We start from the raw sequence: 19,882 nt of genomic DNA, 5'->3' as shown, positions 1-19,882 counted from the left end.
CGGACCTCGAGCGCATGAGCTTGTTGCTTTTACTGCAAGCAGAAGGACCGACGCCCGTCAGCGCTTCGGATACCCGGTAATCTCCGCGATCTCCCGATACAACGGCTGCAACTGCCGATACATCTTCACATAGACCTGCCGGTACAGCCGCTCGTACACGTCGCGATGCGCCGGCACCGGCTCGAACACCCGCCCCACGCGCGTCATCGCGCCGATCGCCGTGGCGAAATCGCGGTGCAGCCCCAGCCCCACGGCCGCGTCGATGGCGGCGCCCAGCCCGGACGTCTCGTACACGTGCGGGCGCGACGTCGGCAGGCCGAAGATGTCGGCCGTCAGCTGCATCGCGCAATCGCTCTGCGATCCGCCGCCGGACACGCGCAGTTCCGTGATCGCCACGCCGCTGCGCTTTTCGATGCGTTCCTTCCCCTCGCGCAGCGCGTACGCGAGGCCTTCCAGGATCGCGCGGTACACGTGCGCCCGCGTGTGCACGTCGCCGAAGCCGACGATCGCGCCCTTCGCTTCGCGGCCCGGCACGCGGATGCCGGGCGTCCAGTACGGCTGCAGCATCAGCCCCATCGATCCGGGCGGGACGGAGCGCGCCAGCTGGTCGAACAGCTGTTCCGGCGCCACGTCTTCCGCCAGCGCGCGCTGCTGTTCGCGGTGGCCGAACTGCTCCTTGAACCAGTTGACCATCCAGTACCCGCGGAACACCTGCACCTCGCTGCTGTACGCGCCCGGGATCGCGGCCGGATACGGCGGCAAGAAGGGCGTCACCTCGACGTAGCGCGGGCCCGTCGTGTTGATGGTCGCCGTCGTGCCATAGCTGAGGCATCCGACGTGCGGTTCGCGGCAGCCGGCACCGATCACTTCGCAGGCTTTATCGGCCGCCGCGGCCAGCAGCGGCGTGCCGGCCGGGATGCCGGTCGCGTCGGACGCATCCCGGCCGATCTCGCCCAGGCGGTCGCCCGGCTCGACGAGTTCCGGCAGCATGCGCGGCTCGACGGCCAGCGCCTGCCACTTCCAGTCGCGCGGACCGGCCCAGCGGCGGCGCTTGTAATCGAACGGAACGTACGCGACCTGCGAGCCGGACGAATCCGCGAAGCGCCCGCACAGCCGCCAGTTCAGGTAGCCGGACAGCAGCAGGAATTTGTCCGTCGCGGCCCATACGTCGGGCTCGTGCGCGCGGATCCAGTTGATCTCCGCCTCGCCTCGAAAATAATCGATGGTGCCGTCCACGCGCGCGACCTTGAACGCCGTGCGCCACCACCACGAGAGCGGCGGAACGGTGTCGGTGTGGCGCTGGTCGAGCCATGTGATCGCGGGCCGCAGCGGCCGGCCGTTGCGGTCGAGATTCACCACCGTGCCGCGCTGCGTCGTCACGGCCACGCCGGCAATGGCGTCGCGCCGGACGCCGGGCTGCGTCCACAGGCCCTGGCATGCGCGGCACAACGCCTGCCAGTAATCCTCGGGGTCGTGCTCGGCCCAGCCGGGCTGCGTGGAGAAATACGGGTCCAGCATCACCTGCGATTTCGCGACGATGTTCCCGGCGAGGTCGAACAGCAGCGCGCGCACGCTCTGGGTGCCGTTGTCGATGGCGAGGATCGTCGTCGCATCACAGTGCTTTCTAGTCTTCATGTGGCAAACCGTGGTGAAAGGTCCAGTGCGCGCGGTACGCGGCGTCTTCCTGCGCCCAGCGGGCATCGTCCCAGCCGAGCTCCGGCTGGCAGATGGCGCGGATGCGGTCCATGTGCGCCGTGCCGCCGTCGCGCAGCAGCAGGCCGAGGCGCGTGCGGCGCAGCAGCAGGTCCTCCAGCCGGCGGACGGCTTCGGCGCGTGCGGCCCAGCGCAGTTCGGCCCACGCGGTCTCCGTCCCGGGGATCCGTTCCAGTTCGCCGGGCCGCGCGGCGTCCAGCAACGCCGCCGCGCAAGCGCCATGACGGCCGAGGAGGCGCCGCGGCACACCGGCGCCGACCTGGGACACGGGCGCGAACACGGCGCGGGCATCGAGCGGATCGTTCCAGCCGGGCAGCTGCTGTTTTACCAGCCGCAGCGCATCGAGCGCAATGGCGCGGAACGTCGTGAGCTTGCCGCCGGCAGTCGCCACGAGGCCGGCCGAACTCCACGCGACATGTTCACGCCCTTCCCGCGACGGCGCCCCGCCCTCCTTGCCCGCGACGACGGGGCGCACGCCCGCGTAAGTGGCCACGACGTCCTGGTCGGTTAGTTGCAGATGCGGGAACTGCGCCTGCAGCGCCGCCATCAGGTAAGCCACTTCCGCCCGCGTGATGCGGGCCGCGCGATCCATGCCGTCCGTGTGGTCCAGGTCCGTCGTGCCGACCAGCGTCGCGCCTTCCCACGGAAACGCGAACACGGGCCGGCCGTCGTGTGGATGCATCAGGCTCACCGCGCGCGCCAGCGGCAGCCGCCACGCGGGCAGCACGAGATGGCTGCCGCGCAGCGGACGCAGGCGCGGGCCGGCGCCGTGCAGAGGGCCGGACCACGCGCCCGTCGCATCGACGACGACCCGGGCACGCACCGCGTAGTCAGTACCGTCGCCGGCGAGCAGCGCCCCGCACACGCGGCCATTCGGGGAGCGCAGCAACTCGCTCGCACCGAGATAATTGACGGCCGCCGCGCCATGATCGAGCGCCTCGCGCAAGACCCGCAGCACGAGGCGGGCATCGTCCGTGCGCGCATCCGTGTAGACGATGCCGCCCGCAAGACCGTCCCGCTTTACATTCGGCGCCGCCATCAAAAAATCGTCGGCATCGAGCCAGTGCCGCTCGCGCCGGCCCGCCATCATGTCGTAGACCGCGAGGCCGGCCAGGAAGCTGCGCCGGCCGCGCGCGCCCTCGTACTGCGCGAACGCGAAGCCCTGCGGTTCGACGAGGCCGGGCGCGCAGGCGAGCAGCATCTCGCGCTCGCGCACGGATTCCGCCGTCAGCCGCACGTGGCCGCCCTTCAGGTAGCGCAGGCCGCCGTGCACGAGCTTCGACGAGCGGCTCGACGTGCCCCACGCGAAATCGTGGCGCTCGACCAGCAGCGCCTTCAGCCCCCGCCGTGCGGCCTCCAGCAGCACGCCGGCGCCGCTGATGCCGCCGCCGATCACCAGCACGTCCCAGTCGCGCGCCAGCACGTCCGCCAGGCCCGCGCGGCCGCCCCGCTGCCACAGTGCGGCGAAGGCGCCGCTCATGGCGTCACCAGCTTGCCCGGGTTCATGCGGCCGTCCGGATCGAATGCGCGGAACAGGGTGCGCAGCGCGGCCATGCCCAGTTCTCCCTTTTCGTGCGCGAGCCACGGCGCGTGGTCGCGGCCCACGCCGTGCTGGTGGCTGATCGTGCCGCCGCTCGCGACGATCGCTTCGGACACCGCCGTCTTCAGCAGGCGCCAGCGCGCGAGGTCCGCGTCGTAGTCGCCCGCCAGGCGCCAGATGAACGTCGAGTAGACGCTCGCGCCCTGCGGATACAGGTGCGACAGGTGCGTGTACGCGTGCACCCGCTCGCCGTCGCGCGCGAGGGCGTCGTGCGCGGCCCGTTCGATGGCGCGCATGCCGGGCGTGACGCGCGGCCAGTCGAGCGCCGTCTCCACCGTGTCGATCGCATAGCCGTGCGTCCACGCGCTGTTGCGCAGGTAGACGTTGCGGAAGCGGTTGCGCTTCCACCGCTCGCCGAGTCCCCGGCCGACGTGCACGCCGCCATCGCGCCGCGCGAGCGCCAGCGCCGCCTTCAGCGCGGCACGTGCCTGCGCCTTCTCTCCGCTCGCGCCCACGAGCAGCATGCATTTATCCGGGCCCGCGCCGCGCAGCTTCAGCCACGTCTCCAGCAGCGCCACCTGGCGGCCGTGGCCGGCCAGGGTGAGCATCGTCGCCGTCTCCACCGCGTTCGACAGGCGCAGCATCGACAGGCCCAGTCGCGCCTGCACGATGGCGCGCACGGCCCGCTCGGCCGCCGCCCAGTCGGGGAAGAACACGGCGTGGAACGCTTCGTATTCGGGCAGGCGGCTGATGCGCACCGCCGCTTCCGTCAGGATGCCGAGCCGTCCTTCCGACCCCAGCACCAGTTCGCGCAGGTCGGGGCCCGCGGCGGACGCGGGAAAGGTGGGGATGGCGAGCGGGCCGGCGGGCGTCTCCACGCGGCCGCCGGCGAACAGCTGCTCGATGCGGCCGTAGCGCAGCGATTGCTGGCCGGACGAACGCGTCACGACCCAGCCGCCCAGCGTCGAATAATCGAACGATTGCGGGAAGTGGCCGAGCGTGTAGCCGTGCGCGCGCAGCTGCGCTTCCAGGTCCGGGCCGGCCACGCCGGCTTCGAACACGGCCAGCTGCGCCTCCGCGTCGATGGACACGAGAGCCCGCATGCGCGCCATGTCGACGCACAAGGTCGGCCGCGCGCCGACCGCATCCAGGTGTCCGGCGACGCTCGTGCCGCCGCCGTACGGGACGACGGCCGCGTCGTGGTCCGCGGCCCAGCGCAGCAGGGTGCGCACGTCGGTGCCGCTTTCCGGGAACGCGACGCCATCCGGCACGGTGCCGATGCGGCCGTAGCGCAGGCGCAGCCAGTCCCGCAGGCTCTGGCCCGCCGCATGCGTCAGGCGGGTCTGCGGCGCCGCATCGACCAAAGGATGCGCCGGCAGCCGGCCCGGCGGCAGGGCAGCGCACAGCGCGTCGAACCCGGCGTCGCGCGGGGCCGCGCTGGCGCCGACCTGCCCGCGCAGGAAATCCAGCGCGGACTCGCCCAGCGCCACCTCGATCGTATCGTCTCCCCAGCCGTTCCAGCGTCGCATTGGTTCTTTTCTCCGTACACGGTGTTCATCCTGCGGCTATACTGACTTGCGTCATCACGACCGTATTGCGGATTCATGCCAAGCGCTTGTTCGAACATGCCAGCCACGCCGCCCCGGGTCACCGCGGCCTATCTGCAGCCGCTGCTGGAGACGGCCGCCGCGCGCGGTATCGACGCGGCCGCGCTGGCATCGAGCGCCGGTCTCGCCGCCATCGCATCGGACCCGCTGCCGGCCGCCGACTACATCGCCCTGCTGGACGCGGGCAGCCGCCTCGCGCGCGATCCGCATTTCGGCCTGCACGTGGGCGAGCGCGTGCGGCCCGGCACGTACAGCGTGTACGGCCTCGTGCTGCTGGCCTGCCGCGACATCGGCCAGGCGCTGGATCAGACGCAACGCTACGAACAGCTGGCACACGACCTCGGACGCTCGCGCCTGGAGCCGCGCGGCGCGCTCGCCCGCTACACGTGGACGAGCCGCTATCCGCATGCGAGCCGGCACCTGGCGGAAAGCGTGTTCGCGGGCATCCGCACATTCGGGTCGTGGCTCGCGGGCCGGCCGCTCGCGCCGCGCGCCCTCGCGTTCGCGCATGCGCGCCCGCCCGATGCCGACCCGGCCGAGTACGCGCGCGTGCTCGGCACGATGCCGGACTTCGGCGCGTCCGCGCACACCGCCGACTTCGACGCCTCCCTCCTCGCGCTGCCGCTGCCCGCCGCGGACATCACCATGTACCCGCTGCTGCAGCAGCACGCCGAACGCCTGCTGCGCGAACGGGAACGAACGGCCAGCGGGATCGTCGCGCAGGTCCATGCGGCCATCGTCGACGCGCTCGCCCGCGAACCCGTGCGGCTGGCCGGCATCGCCGCGGCGCTGGACCTGTCCCCGCGCACCTTGCAGCGCAAGCTCGCCGACGCCGGCGCGACGTTCCAGCAGGTGCTCGATGCTGCCCGTTACGCGCTCGCGATGGCGTATTTGCGCGAGGGCGGGCTGTCGCTCGTCGACATCGCCTTCCTGCTCGGCTTCCAGGAACAGAGCGCGTTCACGCATGCGTTCCGCGAATGGTCGGGCATGAATCCCGGCGCGTGGCGGGAACGGACGGCCGGTAAAAAATAGATGTCAACGTGGGCGTTTTCATAACGGATGCCCGCTGCGGTTTTGCTATAACGGCAGGTTGACCCGGCCGCTGGGCTGGACTACACACAGAGAGTCAATACAAATGTGGAAATCATTATTCATTGGAGGCCTGTCCGCGTGCGCACTGGCGGCACATGCCGCGCCGCCGGCCATGCAGCGCGTGGGCACGGGCATGGAGGTGCGCACGGACCAGGGCGTGCTGACGATCGAGCCGGTGGCGCCGCGCGTCGTCCACGTCCGCTTCGGCCCCGCGGGCTACACGGGCAATTACAACCCGGCCGTCATCGCGCAGCCGCAGAAGATCGCGTTCGACATCGGTGAATCCGCCGACGCGTGGACGCTGTCCACGGCCGGCCTGAAGGTGCGCGTGGGACGCCAGGACGGCAACGTCTCGTTCCAGACGCCGGACGGCAAGGAGATCGTCAAGGAAGGCGGCCGCGACCTGTCGCGCGGCGTCGTGCAGCGCTTTTATAACGACGACCATGGCACGGTCCTGTACGGCCTCGGCCAGCACCAGAACGGCCTGCTCGACTACGGCGGCAACATCGTGCGCCTGCAGCAGGCGAACCGCGACGTCGCCGTGCCGATGCTGGTCTCGCCCAAGGGCTACGGCATCCTGTGGAACAACGCGGCCGTCACGGACGTCGAGGTCGACATCCCGTCCGGACCGCCGATCCTGATCCGTTCGGAAGCGGGCGGCGGCGTCGATTATCACTTCATGTACGGCCCGGAACTGGACGACGTGATCAAGGGCTACCGCCGCCTGACGGGCACGGCGCCCATGATGCCGCGCTGGACGTGGGGCCTGTGGCAGTCGAAGGAACACTACAAGACGCAGGACGAGCTGCTGTCGGTCGCGGCGAAATACCGTGAGATGAAGGTGCCGCTCGACGCGGTCATCCAGGACTGGCAGTACTGGCTGCCGGGCCAGTGGGGCAGCCACGAATTCGACAAGGCGCGCTTCCCCGCTCCGGCCGCGATGGTGAAAAAACTGCATGACCAGAACGTCCACACGATCATCTCCGTGTGGGCCCGCCTCGACCCGGATACCGCCAACACGAAGGCGCTGGACGCGATGGGCGGCCTGTACCCGCCCACCTATCCGAACGTCTACCCGGCCGGCAAGGGCCGCTGGTACGACGCGTACAACCCGCGCGCCCGCGACCTGTACTGGCGCCAGGTCATGCGCGGCCTCGGCACGCTCGGCTTCGACGGCTGGTGGCTGGACGCGTCGGAAGCGGAACTGGGCGGCTGGTGGGGGCAGATGCGCGAACTGCAGACCGGCGCCGGTCCGGGCAGCGTCGTCTACAACGCCTATCCTCTGCTGCACACGACCGCCGTGCATGACGGGATGAAGCGCGACCAGCCCGGCAAGCGCGCGTTCATCCTGACCCGCTCCGCCTACGCGGGCCAGCAGCGCAACGCGGCCATCACGTGGTCGGGCGACACGATGGGCAACTGGGACGTGTTCCGCCGCCAGATCCCGGCCGGCTTGAATTTCATGCTGAGCGGTATCCCGTACTGGTCGGCCGACATCGGCGGCTTCTTCGGCGGTTCGCCGAAAGATCCGGCGTACGCGGAACTGTTCACGCGCTGGTTCCAGTTCGGCGTGTTCAACCCGATGTTCCGCGTGCACGGCACCGGCGACGGCAAGGAGATCTGGCAGTTCGACGACGCCACGCAGAAGATCATGCGCGACTACATCGACCTGCGCTACCGCCTGCTCCCGTACATCTATTCGGCGTCGTGGGACGTCACGCACAACGACGGCACGATGATGCGCGCCCTCGCCTTCGACTTCCGCGAGGACGAGCACGCGCTGCACATCCCGGACCAGTACATGTTCGGCAAGGCCCTGCTCGTGGCGCCCGTCGTGCAGGCGAAGGCACAGGCGCGCGACGTCTACCTGCCCGGCAAGGACGCGTGGTACGACTTCTGGAGCGGCGCGCGGCTGGCCGGCGGCCAGGTCGTGACGGCGAAGGCCGACATCGCGACCATTCCCCTCTACGTCCGCGCCGGCAGCATCCTGCCGCTGGGCCCCGTGAAGCAGTTCGCGGACGAGAAGTCGGATGCGCCGGTGGACCTCGTCGTCTATCCGGGCAAGGATGGCGCCTATGAGCTGTACGACGACGGCGGCGACGGTTACGCCTACGAGAAAGGCGCGTATGCGGTCGTGCGGATGACGTGGAACGACGGAGCCAGACGCCTCGACATCGCGCCGCGCCAGGGCCGCTACGACGGCATGCCGGCCCGCCAGGCGTTCGCGGTGCGTTGCGGTCCCAAGGCCGGTGAGATCGTCAAGGTCGTGTATGACGGCAAGGCGGCGTCGGTGCCGCTGCCGCACTGCGGCAACTGAGCGTACAGTGTAACGCGTGGGCTCGGGGAGCCCACCCTACTCGCTGAGCGTACGGTAGGGTGGGCACCCTGTGCCCACGCGAACGTATGCGGTCCGTCGGCGTCACTTGAACCTGCGCGCCCGGGCGCGCAGGTCGTCCAGCGCCGGCACGATGGCGAGGCCGCACAGCAGCAGCGCCAGCGGCACCGTCACCACGTAGCCGAAGATCTTGAAGCCGAGCGCGCCCGCGACGCCGCCGCCGAAGAAGGCCCCCAGCAGGCCGCACAGCAGGACGAGGCGCCCGCGGTTCGCGGCCACGCGCGGGTGCGGAGGGCTGGTCAGGCCATCGTCCACGTTCCAGTACATCATCTTGCCGAGTTCGATGCCGATGTCGGTGACGATGCCCGTCATGTGCGTCGTGCGGATCTCCGCATGCGAAATTTTCGTCACGAGCGCGTTCTGCAGGCCCATCGTAAAGCACAGCAGCATCACCGTGGCCGGCACGAACAGGCCCCGCACGCTGGACAACTGGGCGCCCAGCACGCCGAAGGCGAGCAGCAGCATGGCTTCGCACAGCAGCGGCAACGCGTATTCGCTGGCCAGCGCACGGCGCCGGCCGTAGTTGACGAGGATCGCCGTGGTGGCCGCGCCCAGCAGGAACGAGACGATGGCGCCGAGCGCGTCGAGCACGAGGTCGAAGGCGCCCAGCGCGAGATTGTCGGCGGCCGACGACACGATGCCCGTCATGTGCGACGTGTACTGTTGCACGGCGAGGAAGCCGCCGGCGTTCACGGCCCCGGCCACGCCGGCCAGTGCATAGCCGAGGTGGCGGTTGGCCCGGGCGCTGCGCGCCTGGGCGGTCAGGGTGCGGACATAGTCGACGGAGCGCTGCATGATTGAATGGGTCCGATTGGGATTCCTTACGTCAATACTAACGCACCCGGGTTCACGTGGCTATAATTGCCCTTCTCACCTCGAATATCGCCAGGAAAACACATCGCCGTGAATCCACATCTCGACCGCCTGCACCCGTACCCGTTCGAAAAGCTGCGCCAGCTGTTCGCCGGCGTCACGCCGAATCCCGACTACAACGCCATCAGCCTCGGCATCGGCGAGCCCAAGCATCCGACGCCCGCGTTCATCCAGAAAGCGCTGACGCATGCGATGGCCGGCCTCGCCACGTATCCGACGACGCACGGCAACGAGCCGCTGCGCGCCGCGATCGCCGCATGGCTGGAGCGCCGCTACGGGATTCCGGCGCTGGATGCGGCCACGATGGTGCTGCCGGTGAACGGCTCGCGCGAGGCGCTGTTCGCGATCGCGCAGACCGTGATCGATCCGCGCAAGCCGGGCGCGCTCGTCGTCAGCCCGAATCCGTTCTACCAGATCTACGAAGGCGCGGCCTACCTGGCGGGCGCCGAGCCGTATTTCGTGAATTCCCAGCCGGCCCGCAACTTCGCCTGCGATTACTCCAGCGTGCCGGACGAGGTATGGTCCCGTGTGCAGCTGCTGTACCTGTGCTCCCCGGGCAATCCGACGGGCGCCGTGCTGTCGCTGGACGACTGGCGCGAGCTGTTCGCGCTGGCCGACCGCCATGGCTTCGTGATCGCGGCCGACGAGTGCTATTCCGAGATCTATTTCGGTTCCACGCCGCCGCTGGGCGCGCTGGAAGCGGCGCACCAGCTGGGCCGCAGCGGCGGCGCGCGTCCGTACGCGAACCTGATCGTGTTCTCGAGCCTCTCGAAGCGCTCGAACGTGCCGGGCATGCGCTCGGGCTTCGTTGCCGGCGATCCGGAACTGATGAAGAAATTCCTGCTGTACCGTACCTACTGCGGCGGCGCGATGTCGCCGCCGGTGCAGGCCGCGTCGATCGCCGCGTGGAACGACGAGGCCCACGTGCAGGAAAACCGCACGCTGTACAAGGAAAAGTTCAACCTCATCACCCCGCTCCTGAAGCAGGTGATGGACGTGGAGCTGCCGGACGCGGGCTTCTACCTGTGGGCCGACGTGCGCCGTACGGGCCTGTCGGACACGGAGTTCGCACGCGGCCTGTACGCCGAATATAATGTGACGGTTTTGCCCGGCAGTTACCTGGCGCGCGACGCGCACGGCAGCAATCCGGGCCGCAACCGCATCCGCATGGCGCTCGTCGCCGAAGTGGACGAAGGACTGGAAGCGGCGAACCGCATCGTCCAGTTCTGCAACGATCTCAAGGCTTCCTGAAACACCACCTGTATAGACCATTATCATGACCCAACAACTCCAGACCATCATCGACACCGCGTGGGAACAGCGCGCAGACATCAGCCCGACGAGTGCGAGCGCCGAAGTGCGCGACGCCGTCGCCCACGTGCTGGCCGGCCTTGACGACGGCAGCCTGCGCGTCGCCCAGAAGGACACCGGCAGCTGGGTCGTGAACCAGTGGATCAAGAAAGCCGTCCTGCTGTCGTTCCGCCTCGAGAACAACGTGCCTGTCGAAGGCGGCGGCATGCAGTTCTACGATAAAGTCCCGACCAAGTTCGCGAACTACTCGGCCGACGACTTCGCCAAGGGCGGCTTCCGCGTCGTCCCGCCGGCCGTCGCGCGCCGCGGCGCGTTCATCGGCAAGAACGTCGTGCTGATGCCGTCGTACGTGAACATCGGCGCCTACGTCGACGAAGGCGCGATGGTCGACACGTGGGCCACCGTCGGCTCCTGCGCCCAGATCGGCAAGAACGTCCACCTGTCGGGCGGCGTGGGCATCGGCGGCGTGCTGGAACCGATGCAGGCCAACCCGACCATCATCGAAGACAACTGCTTCATCGGCGCCCGTTCGGAAATCGTGGAAGGCGTGATCGTCGAAGAGAACTCGGTGATCTCGATGGGTGTGTACATCGGCCAGTCGACCAAGATCTACAACCGCGAGACCGGTGAAGTGTCGTACGGCCGCATCCCGGCCGGTTCGGTCGTCGTGTCGGGCAGCCTGCCCTCTAGCGACGGCAAGTACAGCCTGTACTGCGCGGTGATCGTCAAGCAGGTGGATGCGAAGACCCGTGCGAAGACGGGTATCAACGAGCTGCTGCGCGGCGTGTAAGCCCGGCGCGCTCGCGTGGGCACGGGGTGCCCACCCTACGGCAGCGTCGAATCGTAGTTGGTGGGCACGGGTGCCCACCCTACGCCGGGCTGTTGTAGGGTGGGCTCCCCGAGCCCACCATTGCATTTGCGCCACCGCGCCATCAGGTTAGAATCCCTTAACTGCGAAAAATTACCGCGAAGCAAGGGAGAGACCACCATGATGATGGAACGCCTGTTCCAGTTGATGAAGGAAAAGAACGCGTCCGACATGTTCTTCGCGGTCAATTCCCCAGTCCACATCAAGATCAACGGGAACCTCATCCCGATCAACCAGAACAAGCTCGAGCCGGACAATATCCGCGTGCTGCTGTCGGAGATCGCCAGCCCCGAGCAAATGGACGAGCTGGACCGCGACAACGAGCTCAACATGGGGATCTCGGTCGCGAACCTGGGCCGCTTCCGCCTCTCCGCGTTCCGCCAGCGCGGCAGCATCTCCGCCGTGTTCCGTTTCGTTCCCGCCACGATCCCGCCGCTCGCCGAGCTGGGCCTGCCGTCCGTGCTGTCGGAACTGATCATGGAAAAGCGCGGCCTGCTGCTGATCGTCGGCGCCACGGGCTCCGGCAAGTCGACGACGATCGCCTCCATGCTCGACCACCGCAACGAGCAGCGCCACGGCCACATCCTCACGCTGGAAGACCCGATCGAATACCTGTTCAAGAACAAGAAAGCGATCGTCAACCAGCGCGAGATCGGCAGCGACGCGAAGAGCTTCGACGTCGCCCTGCGCAATTCGATGCGCCAGGCGCCGGACTGCATCCTGATCGGCGAGATCCGCGACAAGGACACGATGGCCGCCGCCCTCGCCTACGCCCAGTCCGGCCACCTCGTGCTGGCCACGCTGCACGCGAACAACAGCTACAACGCGCTGAACCGCATCATCAGTTTCTACCCGATCGAGAACCGCCCCGCGCTATTGCAGGACCTGTCGTCCGCCGTGAAGGCGATCGTGTCGCAGCGCCTCGTGCGCGCGAAAGCCGGCGGGCGGCGGGCGGCGGCCGTGGAGATCATGGTCAACACGCGCTACGTCGCGGACCTGATCGAAAAAGGCGAGATCGGCCAGATCAAGGAAGCGATGGACAAGAGCCTGTCGCCGGGGTCGCAATCGTTCGAAAAGGCGCTGCTGGAACTCGTGCAGGCCGATTTGATCACGCAAGAGGAGGCGCTGGCCAACGCCGACTCGGCCACCAATCTGCTCTGGCTGATCAATAACGGGCCGGACAGCAAGCCGAAGGAAGAGGAAGCGCCCAAGCCGGCCGAGCCGGATGGGCCGTCGTTCACGGAATTCACGCTGGATCGCTGACTTGACCGACCGTCCCCTGTCGACCGCACTCCTGTGCGGCCTTCTCGTATTGTCGTCCTCGAATGCGCTTGCCGCGCCCGGTTCGCGCTGCGTCGGCGATGACGTCCTGCTGCAGCGCGATACCCTCGAGGCCGCCAGGGTGGCCTTGCCGGTGTTCGCCCACTTCTGCTATCGCGACAAGAGCGGCGACTACGTGGTGTACCTGACCGAAAGCGGCGACCGTCGCTACGGTGACGACACCTTGTCGAGCAAAATCGGCGCGTATTTGTTCAAGATAAACGCTGGGCCGACCCTGGCGGCCATGGGCACGGTCAGCGATAGCGCACTGGCGGGGACGGCCGGTGTGCAATGGTGGACCAGGCTGACCGAGTTGGACGACATCGACGGCGATGGCCTGGTCGATCCGATCCTGGTCTACCGCTTCTACGCCAGCGACAACGGCAAGATGCTGAGCGACCCCTATGAAGGCCGGCTGAAGATGATCGCTTTTCACCGTGGCGCCAAAGTCGCCATCCGGGCCATCACGGGCAACCTCGACCTGCAACGGTCGACCACCGCCAGCGCGTCCTACTTCAAGCTGCCGCCCGTCCTGCAAACGCATCTGGTGCGCAAGATGAAGCGGATGTATGACGAACAGCAGTTTGGATTCGACAACAGCCACGCCTTCAAGCCGCAGAAGTAAGCCGGCCTCGACATTACCGTCATTCCGCTCACGCCGGCGTTCGGGCCGCTGTCGTTGCGGGCGCCGCAGGCCATGGTCCCGTTCCGCACGACGGCCTCCGCTGCCGGCCAGCAACGTAAGGAAACAGGCCGAAGCGACCAGGATACGCATGGGATCTCCCGGTATGTACTCACGTTGTTGATTAACGGAAATGTTAAATCCTTGTCGAATCGACGTACATAACGCCGCCCTCCCTTCGCCATTGGTAAACTATCGGTGGGATAGCCGGCCTGTGCTATCCTTCGCGCCTTCCCGAACAGCAATACCCACCCGCCATGAAGAAGACCCTCTACGGTATTCCCAACTGCGACACCGTCAAGAAAGCCCGCACCTGGCTCGCCGACAACGGCCAGGAATTCGAGTTCCACGACTTCAAGAAGCAAGGCCTGGACCGCGCCACCGTTGCGCGCTGGCTCGAGCAGATCGATTGGGAAACGCTCGTCAACCGCAAGGGCACCACGTGGCGCAAGCTGACCGACGAGCGCCGCGCGCAGGTCGTCGACAAGGCCAGCGCCCTCGACCTGATGCTGGAAAATCCGTCCGTCATCAAGCGTCCGGTTCTCGAAGGCGGCGGCCGCGTGTCCGTCGGCTTTTCGGCCGCCCAGTACGAAGACCTGTTCGGGGACTGGCCGGCATGAAGCCGTCGCGCACCCAACTCCTGACGGAGGAGCTGATCGCGCTCGATTCCGTCACGCCGCAGGACAAGGGCTGCCAGCAGAAGCTTCAAGCGCTGCTCGCGCCGCTCGGCTTCCGCTGCGAGACGATCGAGTCGAACGGCGTGACGAACCTGTGGGCGCGACGCGGCGACGCGGCGCCCGTGTTCGTGTTCGCCGGCCACACGGACGTCGTGCCGACCGGTCCCGCCAGCCAGTGGGCGTCGCAGCCGTTCGTGCCGACGCGGCGCGACGGCAAGCTGTACGGCCGCGGCGCGTCGGACATGAAGACGTCGATCGCCGCCATGGTCGTCGCCGTCGAGGAATTCGTGGCCGCGCACCCGGACCATATCGGCTCGATCGCGTTCCTGCTCACGTCCGACGAGGAAGGCCCGGCCCTTGATGGCACCGTCATCGTCTGCGACCTGCTGGAAGAACGGGGCGAGACGATCGACTACTGCCTCGTGGGCGAGCCCACGTCCAGCCACGTGCTGGGCGACATGATCAAGAACGGCCGCCGCGGCTCGCTCTCCGGCTGCCTCGTCGTCAAGGGCGTGCAGGGCCACATCGCCTACCCGCACCTGGCGCGCAACCCGATCCACCAGGCGGCGCCGGCACTGGCCGAGCTCGCTGCCGAGAAATGGGATGAGGGCAACGAATACTTCCCGCCGACGAGCTGGCAGGTGTCCAATATCGCGGCCGGCACCGGCGCCACGAACGTGATCCCGGGCGAGCTGAAGGTCGACTTCAATTTCCGCTTTTCCACGGCCAGCACGGCCGAGAGCCTGCAGGCGCGCGTGCACGCGATCCTCGACCGCCACGGCCTCGACTACGACCTGAAATGGACGCTGTCCGGCCAGCCGTTCCTCACGCCGAAGGGCACCTTGTCGGACGCAATCTGCGGCTCGATCAAGCAGGAACTGGGCGTGACGACGGAACTCTCGACCACGGGCGGGACGTCGGACGGCCGCTTCATCGCCCGCATCTGCCCCCAGGTGATAGAATTCGGGCCACCCAACGACAGCATCCACAAGATCGACGAGCACATCGAAGTGCGTTACATCGATCCGCTCAAGAACATCTACCGGCGCACGCTGGAGCGATTGCTCACCATCCCGCCGTCCGCGGCATAACGACGAGACCTCGCCATGACCACGACCCATTTCTGCACGCCCCGCGACCTGCTGCGCTACGCCGTGACCCGTTTCAACGGCGCCAAGCTGTTCTTCGGCCACGGCAGCGCCGAAGCGTTCGACGAGGCCGCCTACCTGATCCTGCACACCCTGAAACTGCCGCTGGACAAGCTCGAGCCCTTCCTCGACGCCCGCCTGCTGCCGGAAGAAATCCTGCAGGTGATGGCCGTCATCGAGCGCCGCGTCAACGAGCGCGTGCCGGCCGCCTACATCACGAATGAGGCGTGGCTGGGCAGCTACAACTTCTACGTCGACGAACGCGTGCTCGTGCCGCGTTCGTTCATCGCCGAGCTGATCCCGAATTTCTTCAGCCCGTGGGTGGCGGATCCGGACGGCGTCGAAAACGTGCTCGAACTGTGCACCGGCTCCGGCTGCCTGGCGATCATGCTGGCGGACGCGTTCCAGAACGCCGTCGTCGATGCCGTCGACATCTCGAAGGACGCGCTGGCCGTGGCCGAGCGCAACATCCGCGACTACAAGCTGGAAGGCCGCGTGAACCCGATCGAGTCCGACCTGTACCAGCACGTGCCGTTCAAGAAATACGACCTGATCGTGACGAACCCGCCATACGTGAACAGCGATTCGATGGGCAAGCTGCCGCCGGAATACCTGCGCGAGCCGCAGATCGCATTGGCCGGCGGCGAAGACGGCATGGACCTCGTGCGCAAGATCGTCGACGGCGCGGCCGAGCGCCTGACGCCCGAGGGTGTGCTGATCGTCGAGATCGGCAACGAGCGCGAGTATGCGGAAGCGGCGTTCGGGCACCTGGGCCTCACGTGGCTGACCACGAGCCAGGGCGATGATGCCGTCTTTCTGCTGACGGCGGAGCAGCTGGCGAAGTAATTCCCAAGACAGCCCTAAAACCGTCGTTCCCGCGCAGGCGGGAACCCAAGCTTGCGTGATCTGCCACGAACTTGGGCCCCTGCCTTCGCAGGGGCGACGTTGGTCAAGATAACTCAGTTCCCCCCCATGATCCGATTCTCCAACGTCAGCCTGATGCGCGGCACGAAACCGCTGCTGGAAGACGCCGACCTCACCCTCAATCCCGGCGACAAGATCGGCCTGATCGGCGCGAACGGCGCCGGCAAATCCAGCCTGTTCGCGATGCTGCGCAACGAGCTGCACCCGGACCAGGGCGCGATCGACTTCCCCGCGCGCTGGCGCATGGCCTATGTCGCGCAGGAGACCCCGGCGCTGGACCGTCCCGCCATCGAGTACGCCATCGACGGCGACGCCCACCTGCGCACCCTGCAGGCCGAGCTGGACCGCCTGGAAGCCCTGCCCCACACGACGGAGAACGGCATCGCCATCGGCCACGTCCACTCGGGGCTGGCCGACGCCGACGCGTACACGGTGCAGTCCCGTGCCGAGCAGCTGCTGCTGGGCCTGGGCTTCTCGCTGGACCAGATGCGCCAACCGGTCGCCAGCTTCTCCGGTGGCTGGCGCATGCGCCTGAACCTGGCGCAGGCGCTGATGTGCCAATCGGATCTGCTGCTGCTGGACGAGCCGACCAACCACCTGGACCTGGACGCCATCATCTGGCTCGAGGACTGGCTCAAGCGCTATCCCGGCACCCTGATCATCATCTCGCACGACCGCGACTTCCTCGACGAGATCGTGAACGTGGTCGTACACATCGACGAGCGCAAGCTGAAGCGCTACTCGGGCAACTACTCGGCGTTCGAGCGCCAGCGCGCCGCGCACCTCGTGCTGGCGGCCGCCGCGTACGAAAAGCAGCAGCGCACGCGCGCCCACCTGCAATCGTTCGTCGACCGCTTCAAGGCCAAGGCCACCAAGGCCCGCCAGGCGCAGAGCCGCATGAAGGCGCTGGCGAAGATGGAAGAGCTGGCGCCGCTGCGCGCGGCGGCCGAGTTCTCGTTCGAATTCCGCGACCCGGTCTCGGCGCCGAATCCGCTGCTCGTGATGGAAGACGTCGACGCCGGCTACCCGTTGCTCGACGCGCATGGCGACAAGGTCGGCGGCAAGACCATCGTCCACAAGGTGAACTTCTCGCTGCAGACGGGCCAGCGCATCGGCCTCCTCGGCGTGAACGGCGCCGGCAAATCCACCCTGATCAAGACGATCGCGAACGACCTCGCGCCGCTCGCGGGCAAGGCGACCCTCGGCAAGGGCCTCGTGATCGGCTACTTCGCCCAGCACCAGGTCGAGATGCTGCGCCACGACGAATCGCCGCTGTGGCACCTGCAAAAGATCGCGCCGACCACGCGCGAGCAGGAGCTGCGCAACTTCCTCGGCGGCTTCAACTTCCCGGGCGATATGGTGACGAGTTCCATCAAGCCGTTCTCCGGCGGCGAGAAGGCGCGCCTGGCGCTGGCGCTGATCGTGTGGCAGCGCCCGAACCTGCTGCTGCTGGACGAGCCGACCAACCACCTGGACCTGGAAACGCGCGAGGCGCTCACCCTCGCGCTGGCGCAGTTCGAAGGCACCCTGGTCGTCGTCTCGCACGACCGCCACCTGCTGCGCGCGACGACCGACCAGTTCATCATCGTGGCCGACGGCCGCCTGCAACCGTTCGACGGCGACCTGGACGACTACAAGGACTGGCTGTTCCAGACCAAGTTGAAGGGCGATGCCGGCACGGGCGCGCCGCTGCCGTCATCGACGCCGGCCGCACCCGCGCCCGCCGTCGACCGCAAGGAACAGAAGCGCCTGGAAGCGGAAGAACGCCAGCGCCTGGCCGCGCTGAAGAAGCCCATCGAAAACCGCATCAAGCGGCTGGAAGAGCAGATGGCCAAGCTGAACGCGAAAAAGGCCGAGGTCGACGCCCGGCTGCTGGAGCCGGGCATCTACGAGGCGGACAAGAAGGAAGAGCTGAAGAATCTCGTGGCCGACCAGGCGTTCCTGACGCGCGACCTGGGCAATCTCGAGAACGAGTGGCTGGAGTTGCAGGAGCAGCTGGAAAGCTTGGTAGCCTAGGCAACCTGGCGCGCGCCGTCCTTCTGCGGACGGCGCACCGACATCAGCCGGTCGATATCGACCAGAATCAACCGCCGCGCCCCCATCTGCCCCAGCCCGATCAGGTAGTCGACCTGCGCCTGGTCCGCACCGGGCACCGGCGACACCTGCTCGGGCGCCAGCGAGACGACGCCCGTCACGCCATCCACCACCATCCCCATCGTGCAGGTCGACAGCCTGAGGATGATCACGTCCGTCATCGGATCGGGCGCGTCCGGCGACGTGCCGCAGGCGGCGCGCATGTCGACGAGCGGCATGATCACGCCGCGCGAGACGGCCACGCCGCCGACGATCTCGCCGTCCGATGTAAAGCGCTCGAGTGCCTTGAGTACCCGGAGTTCCTGCACCTTGGCGACGTCGAGCCCGTACTCGAGGCCGCCGAGGGTAAAACTCAGGAATTGGGTGGTGGTCGTCGTAGTCATGTGCATGGCGGATCCTTTCCTCAAGATCGCCATGCTAAAGCGATGACGATTGGAAATTGTTGAGTGCAGTCAACAATCAATGAGACATTTCCTACCTTGCGCTCGGCGCTTACGTCCGTACAATGTTCGGAATTGACCTAAAGGGGATGACGATGTTCCGGTGGCTGCAAAGCCTGTTTTCCAGCCCGTCCGTGGCGCAACCGCAGCCGCAGCCGGCCGTCGAGCCTGTTCCCGCCCCTGCTCCCGCGCCCGCGTCACCCGCGCCGCAACCGGGCACGGCACCCGTCTCCTTCGAGCAGCTGGAACGGATCAACGGCGCCTGGCACGCCTGGCTGTTCGACCGCGCGGACGGTGGACTGGAGCTCTCCGACGCCGAGACGCGCGTGCTGGAGGCGCTGGCGACGATCGTCGCGTCGCAGCAGTCCGGCGCCGCGCTCGTCCGGCGCATGCCGGGGCTGGTCCCGCAACTGCTGCAAAGCCTGCGCAGCGAGACGTTTTCCGGCAGCGCGCTGTCGCGCACGATCGCAACCGATCCCGTGCTGGTGGCGGCCGTCGTCCGTCTCGCCAACAGCTGCTACCGGGGAACGGGCCAGTCGATCACGAGCGTCGAACAGGCAGTGATCCTGATCGGCCAGGAGGGCTTGCGCCAGCTGATCACGACGGTCGCGTTCCGGCCCATCATCGACGTGCGTTCGGGATTCTATACACGCCGCCTGGCGCCGCACCTGTGGGCGCATTCGGAGCGCTGCGCGATCGCCGCGCGCCAGATGGCCGGCGCCGGCGTCGAACCGTTCGACGCCTTCCTCGCCGGGCTGCTGCAGAACGTGGGGCTGATCGTCAGCCTGCGCATCATGGACCAGGAGGCGAAGGACGGCGAGCGCCTCGGCTCCGACGTGTTTCTCGCCCAGCTGGCCCGCGCCACGCGCCGCCTGTGCGCAAGCATCGCGCGCGAGTGGAATTTTCCGGAGACGGTCAGTACCGCGCTGCTGGAACAGGGCGATTTGCGGCGCGGCGTGATCATGTCGCCGCTGGGGCGTTTGCTCAAGCTGGCGGATTATCTCGGGAAGGTGCGGATGCTCGTCGAGCAGGGACTTGTCGACGAGGCGGATGAAGCCCTGTTTGCGGGGCTCCCCCCCGAAGCGGCGGAGTGCCATGCGGTGCTGAAAGCAACCGCGGTCGATTGACCTCCGCGTGGGCACGGGGGGCTGAAAGCAACCACGGTCGCTTGACGTCCGCGTGGGCACGGGGTGCTGAA

Annotated in this window: 16 protein-coding genes; 11 read left to right on the top strand and 5 right to left on the bottom strand. The window is 67.7% G+C overall.

The window, feature by feature from the left end:
• Window positions 1–57: 57 nt before the first annotated feature.
• Genes ACEN98_RS12015 through ACEN98_RS12005 form a run of 3 tightly spaced genes read right to left on the bottom strand, consistent with a single transcriptional unit; the run spans window position 58 to window position 4,782 of the window.
• Window positions 58–1,635, bottom strand: a complete 1,578-nt coding sequence (locus ACEN98_RS12015) for an FGGY-family carbohydrate kinase (protein WP_413384594.1) — start codon at window positions 1,633–1,635, stop codon at window positions 58–60.
• Complete coding sequence (locus ACEN98_RS12010; protein ID WP_413384592.1) at window positions 1,625–3,193, bottom strand: FAD-dependent oxidoreductase; 1,569 nt, start codon at window positions 3,191–3,193, stop codon at window positions 1,625–1,627. Before ACEN98_RS12010 ends, ACEN98_RS12015 begins: the two co-directional genes overlap by 11 nt.
• Window positions 3,190–4,782, bottom strand: coding sequence for an FAD-binding oxidoreductase (locus ACEN98_RS12005; RefSeq protein WP_413384590.1), 1,593 nt, complete (start codon window positions 4,780–4,782; stop codon window positions 3,190–3,192). Before ACEN98_RS12005 ends, ACEN98_RS12010 begins: the two co-directional genes overlap by 4 nt.
• A 96-nt stretch (window positions 4,783–4,878) precedes the next feature.
• Here ACEN98_RS12005 and ACEN98_RS12000 point away from each other — a divergent pair, with 96 nt between their 5' ends.
• On the top strand, window positions 4,879–5,892 hold the full coding sequence (locus tag ACEN98_RS12000; protein WP_413384588.1) for an AraC family transcriptional regulator: 1,014 nt from the start codon (window positions 4,879–4,881) through the stop codon (window positions 5,890–5,892).
• Window positions 5,893–5,995: 103 nt separating this feature from the next.
• Window positions 5,996–8,269 carry a glycoside hydrolase family 31 protein gene (locus tag ACEN98_RS11995; RefSeq protein ID WP_413384585.1) on the top strand — a complete coding sequence of 758 codons (2,274 nt, stop codon included), beginning with the start codon at window positions 5,996–5,998 and terminating at the stop codon, window positions 8,267–8,269.
• Between the two features lie 102 nt (window positions 8,270–8,371).
• On the opposite strand, the gene ACEN98_RS11990 is transcribed toward ACEN98_RS11995, so the two are convergent.
• Window positions 8,372–9,142, bottom strand: coding sequence for a YoaK family protein (locus tag ACEN98_RS11990; RefSeq protein ID WP_413384582.1), 771 nt, complete (start codon window positions 9,140–9,142; stop codon window positions 8,372–8,374).
• A gap of 108 nt (window positions 9,143–9,250) precedes the next feature.
• On the opposite strand from ACEN98_RS11990, the gene dapC reads away from it, so the two are divergent.
• The 8 genes from dapC to ACEN98_RS11950 all read left to right on the top strand — a co-directional run bounded on the left by dapC (window position 9,251) and on the right by ACEN98_RS11950 (window position 18,166).
• A complete protein-coding gene (gene dapC / locus ACEN98_RS11985; RefSeq protein ID WP_413384580.1) occupies window positions 9,251–10,471 on the top strand; it encodes a succinyldiaminopimelate transaminase in 1,221 nt (406 codons plus the stop codon).
• 25 nt (window positions 10,472–10,496) lie between these two features.
• A complete protein-coding gene (dapD, locus tag ACEN98_RS11980) occupies window positions 10,497–11,321 on the top strand; it encodes a 2,3,4,5-tetrahydropyridine-2,6-dicarboxylate N-succinyltransferase (protein ID WP_413384578.1) in 825 nt (274 codons plus the stop codon).
• Between the two features lie 198 nt (window positions 11,322–11,519).
• Window positions 11,520–12,662, top strand: a complete 1,143-nt coding sequence (locus ACEN98_RS11975) for a PilT/PilU family type 4a pilus ATPase (protein ID WP_413384576.1) — start codon at window positions 11,520–11,522, stop codon at window positions 12,660–12,662.
• A gap of 1 nt (window position 12,663) precedes the next feature.
• The gene (locus ACEN98_RS11970; protein ID WP_413384574.1) at window positions 12,664–13,344 is read left to right on the top strand and encodes a hypothetical protein; all 681 of its coding nucleotides are present in this window, start codon (window positions 12,664–12,666) and stop codon (window positions 13,342–13,344) included.
• A 314-nt stretch (window positions 13,345–13,658) separates the two neighbouring features.
• Window positions 13,659–14,021: an ArsC family reductase gene (locus tag ACEN98_RS11965; RefSeq protein WP_413384572.1), complete on the top strand. Its 363-nt coding sequence runs from the start codon at window positions 13,659–13,661 to the stop codon at window positions 14,019–14,021.
• Entirely contained in the window at window positions 14,018–15,169 is a 1,152-nt protein-coding gene (dapE, locus tag ACEN98_RS11960) for a succinyl-diaminopimelate desuccinylase (RefSeq protein WP_413384570.1), read from the top strand. Before ACEN98_RS11965 ends, dapE begins: the two co-directional genes overlap by 4 nt.
• Window positions 15,170–15,184: 15 nt before the next feature.
• Window positions 15,185–16,072 carry a 50S ribosomal protein L3 N(5)-glutamine methyltransferase gene (prmB, locus tag ACEN98_RS11955; protein ID WP_413337432.1) on the top strand — a complete coding sequence of 296 codons (888 nt, stop codon included), beginning with the start codon at window positions 15,185–15,187 and terminating at the stop codon, window positions 16,070–16,072.
• Between the two features lie 126 nt (window positions 16,073–16,198).
• Complete coding sequence (locus ACEN98_RS11950) at window positions 16,199–18,166, top strand: ATP-binding cassette domain-containing protein (RefSeq protein ID WP_413384567.1); 1,968 nt, start codon at window positions 16,199–16,201, stop codon at window positions 18,164–18,166.
• On the opposite strand, the gene ACEN98_RS11945 is transcribed toward ACEN98_RS11950, so the two are convergent.
• Entirely contained in the window at window positions 18,163–18,627 is a 465-nt protein-coding gene (locus ACEN98_RS11945) for a chemotaxis protein CheW (protein ID WP_413384565.1), read from the bottom strand. The two genes, ACEN98_RS11950 and ACEN98_RS11945, sit on opposite strands and share 4 nt — an antisense overlap.
• A gap of 152 nt (window positions 18,628–18,779) precedes the next feature.
• On the opposite strand from ACEN98_RS11945, the gene ACEN98_RS11940 reads away from it, so the two are divergent.
• Window positions 18,780–19,811: an HDOD domain-containing protein gene (locus ACEN98_RS11940; protein WP_413384563.1), complete on the top strand. Its 1,032-nt coding sequence runs from the start codon at window positions 18,780–18,782 to the stop codon at window positions 19,809–19,811.
• Window positions 19,812–19,882: the final 71 nt, after the last annotated feature.

The organism is Massilia sp. CT11-137 (assembly GCF_047302885.1).
In the GTDB taxonomy this organism is placed as follows: domain Bacteria; phylum Pseudomonadota; class Gammaproteobacteria; order Burkholderiales; family Burkholderiaceae_D; genus Telluria; species Telluria orientalis.
The sequence above is the reverse complement of the archived record's forward strand: the minus strand, read 5'-3'. Positions and strand labels throughout refer to the sequence as shown.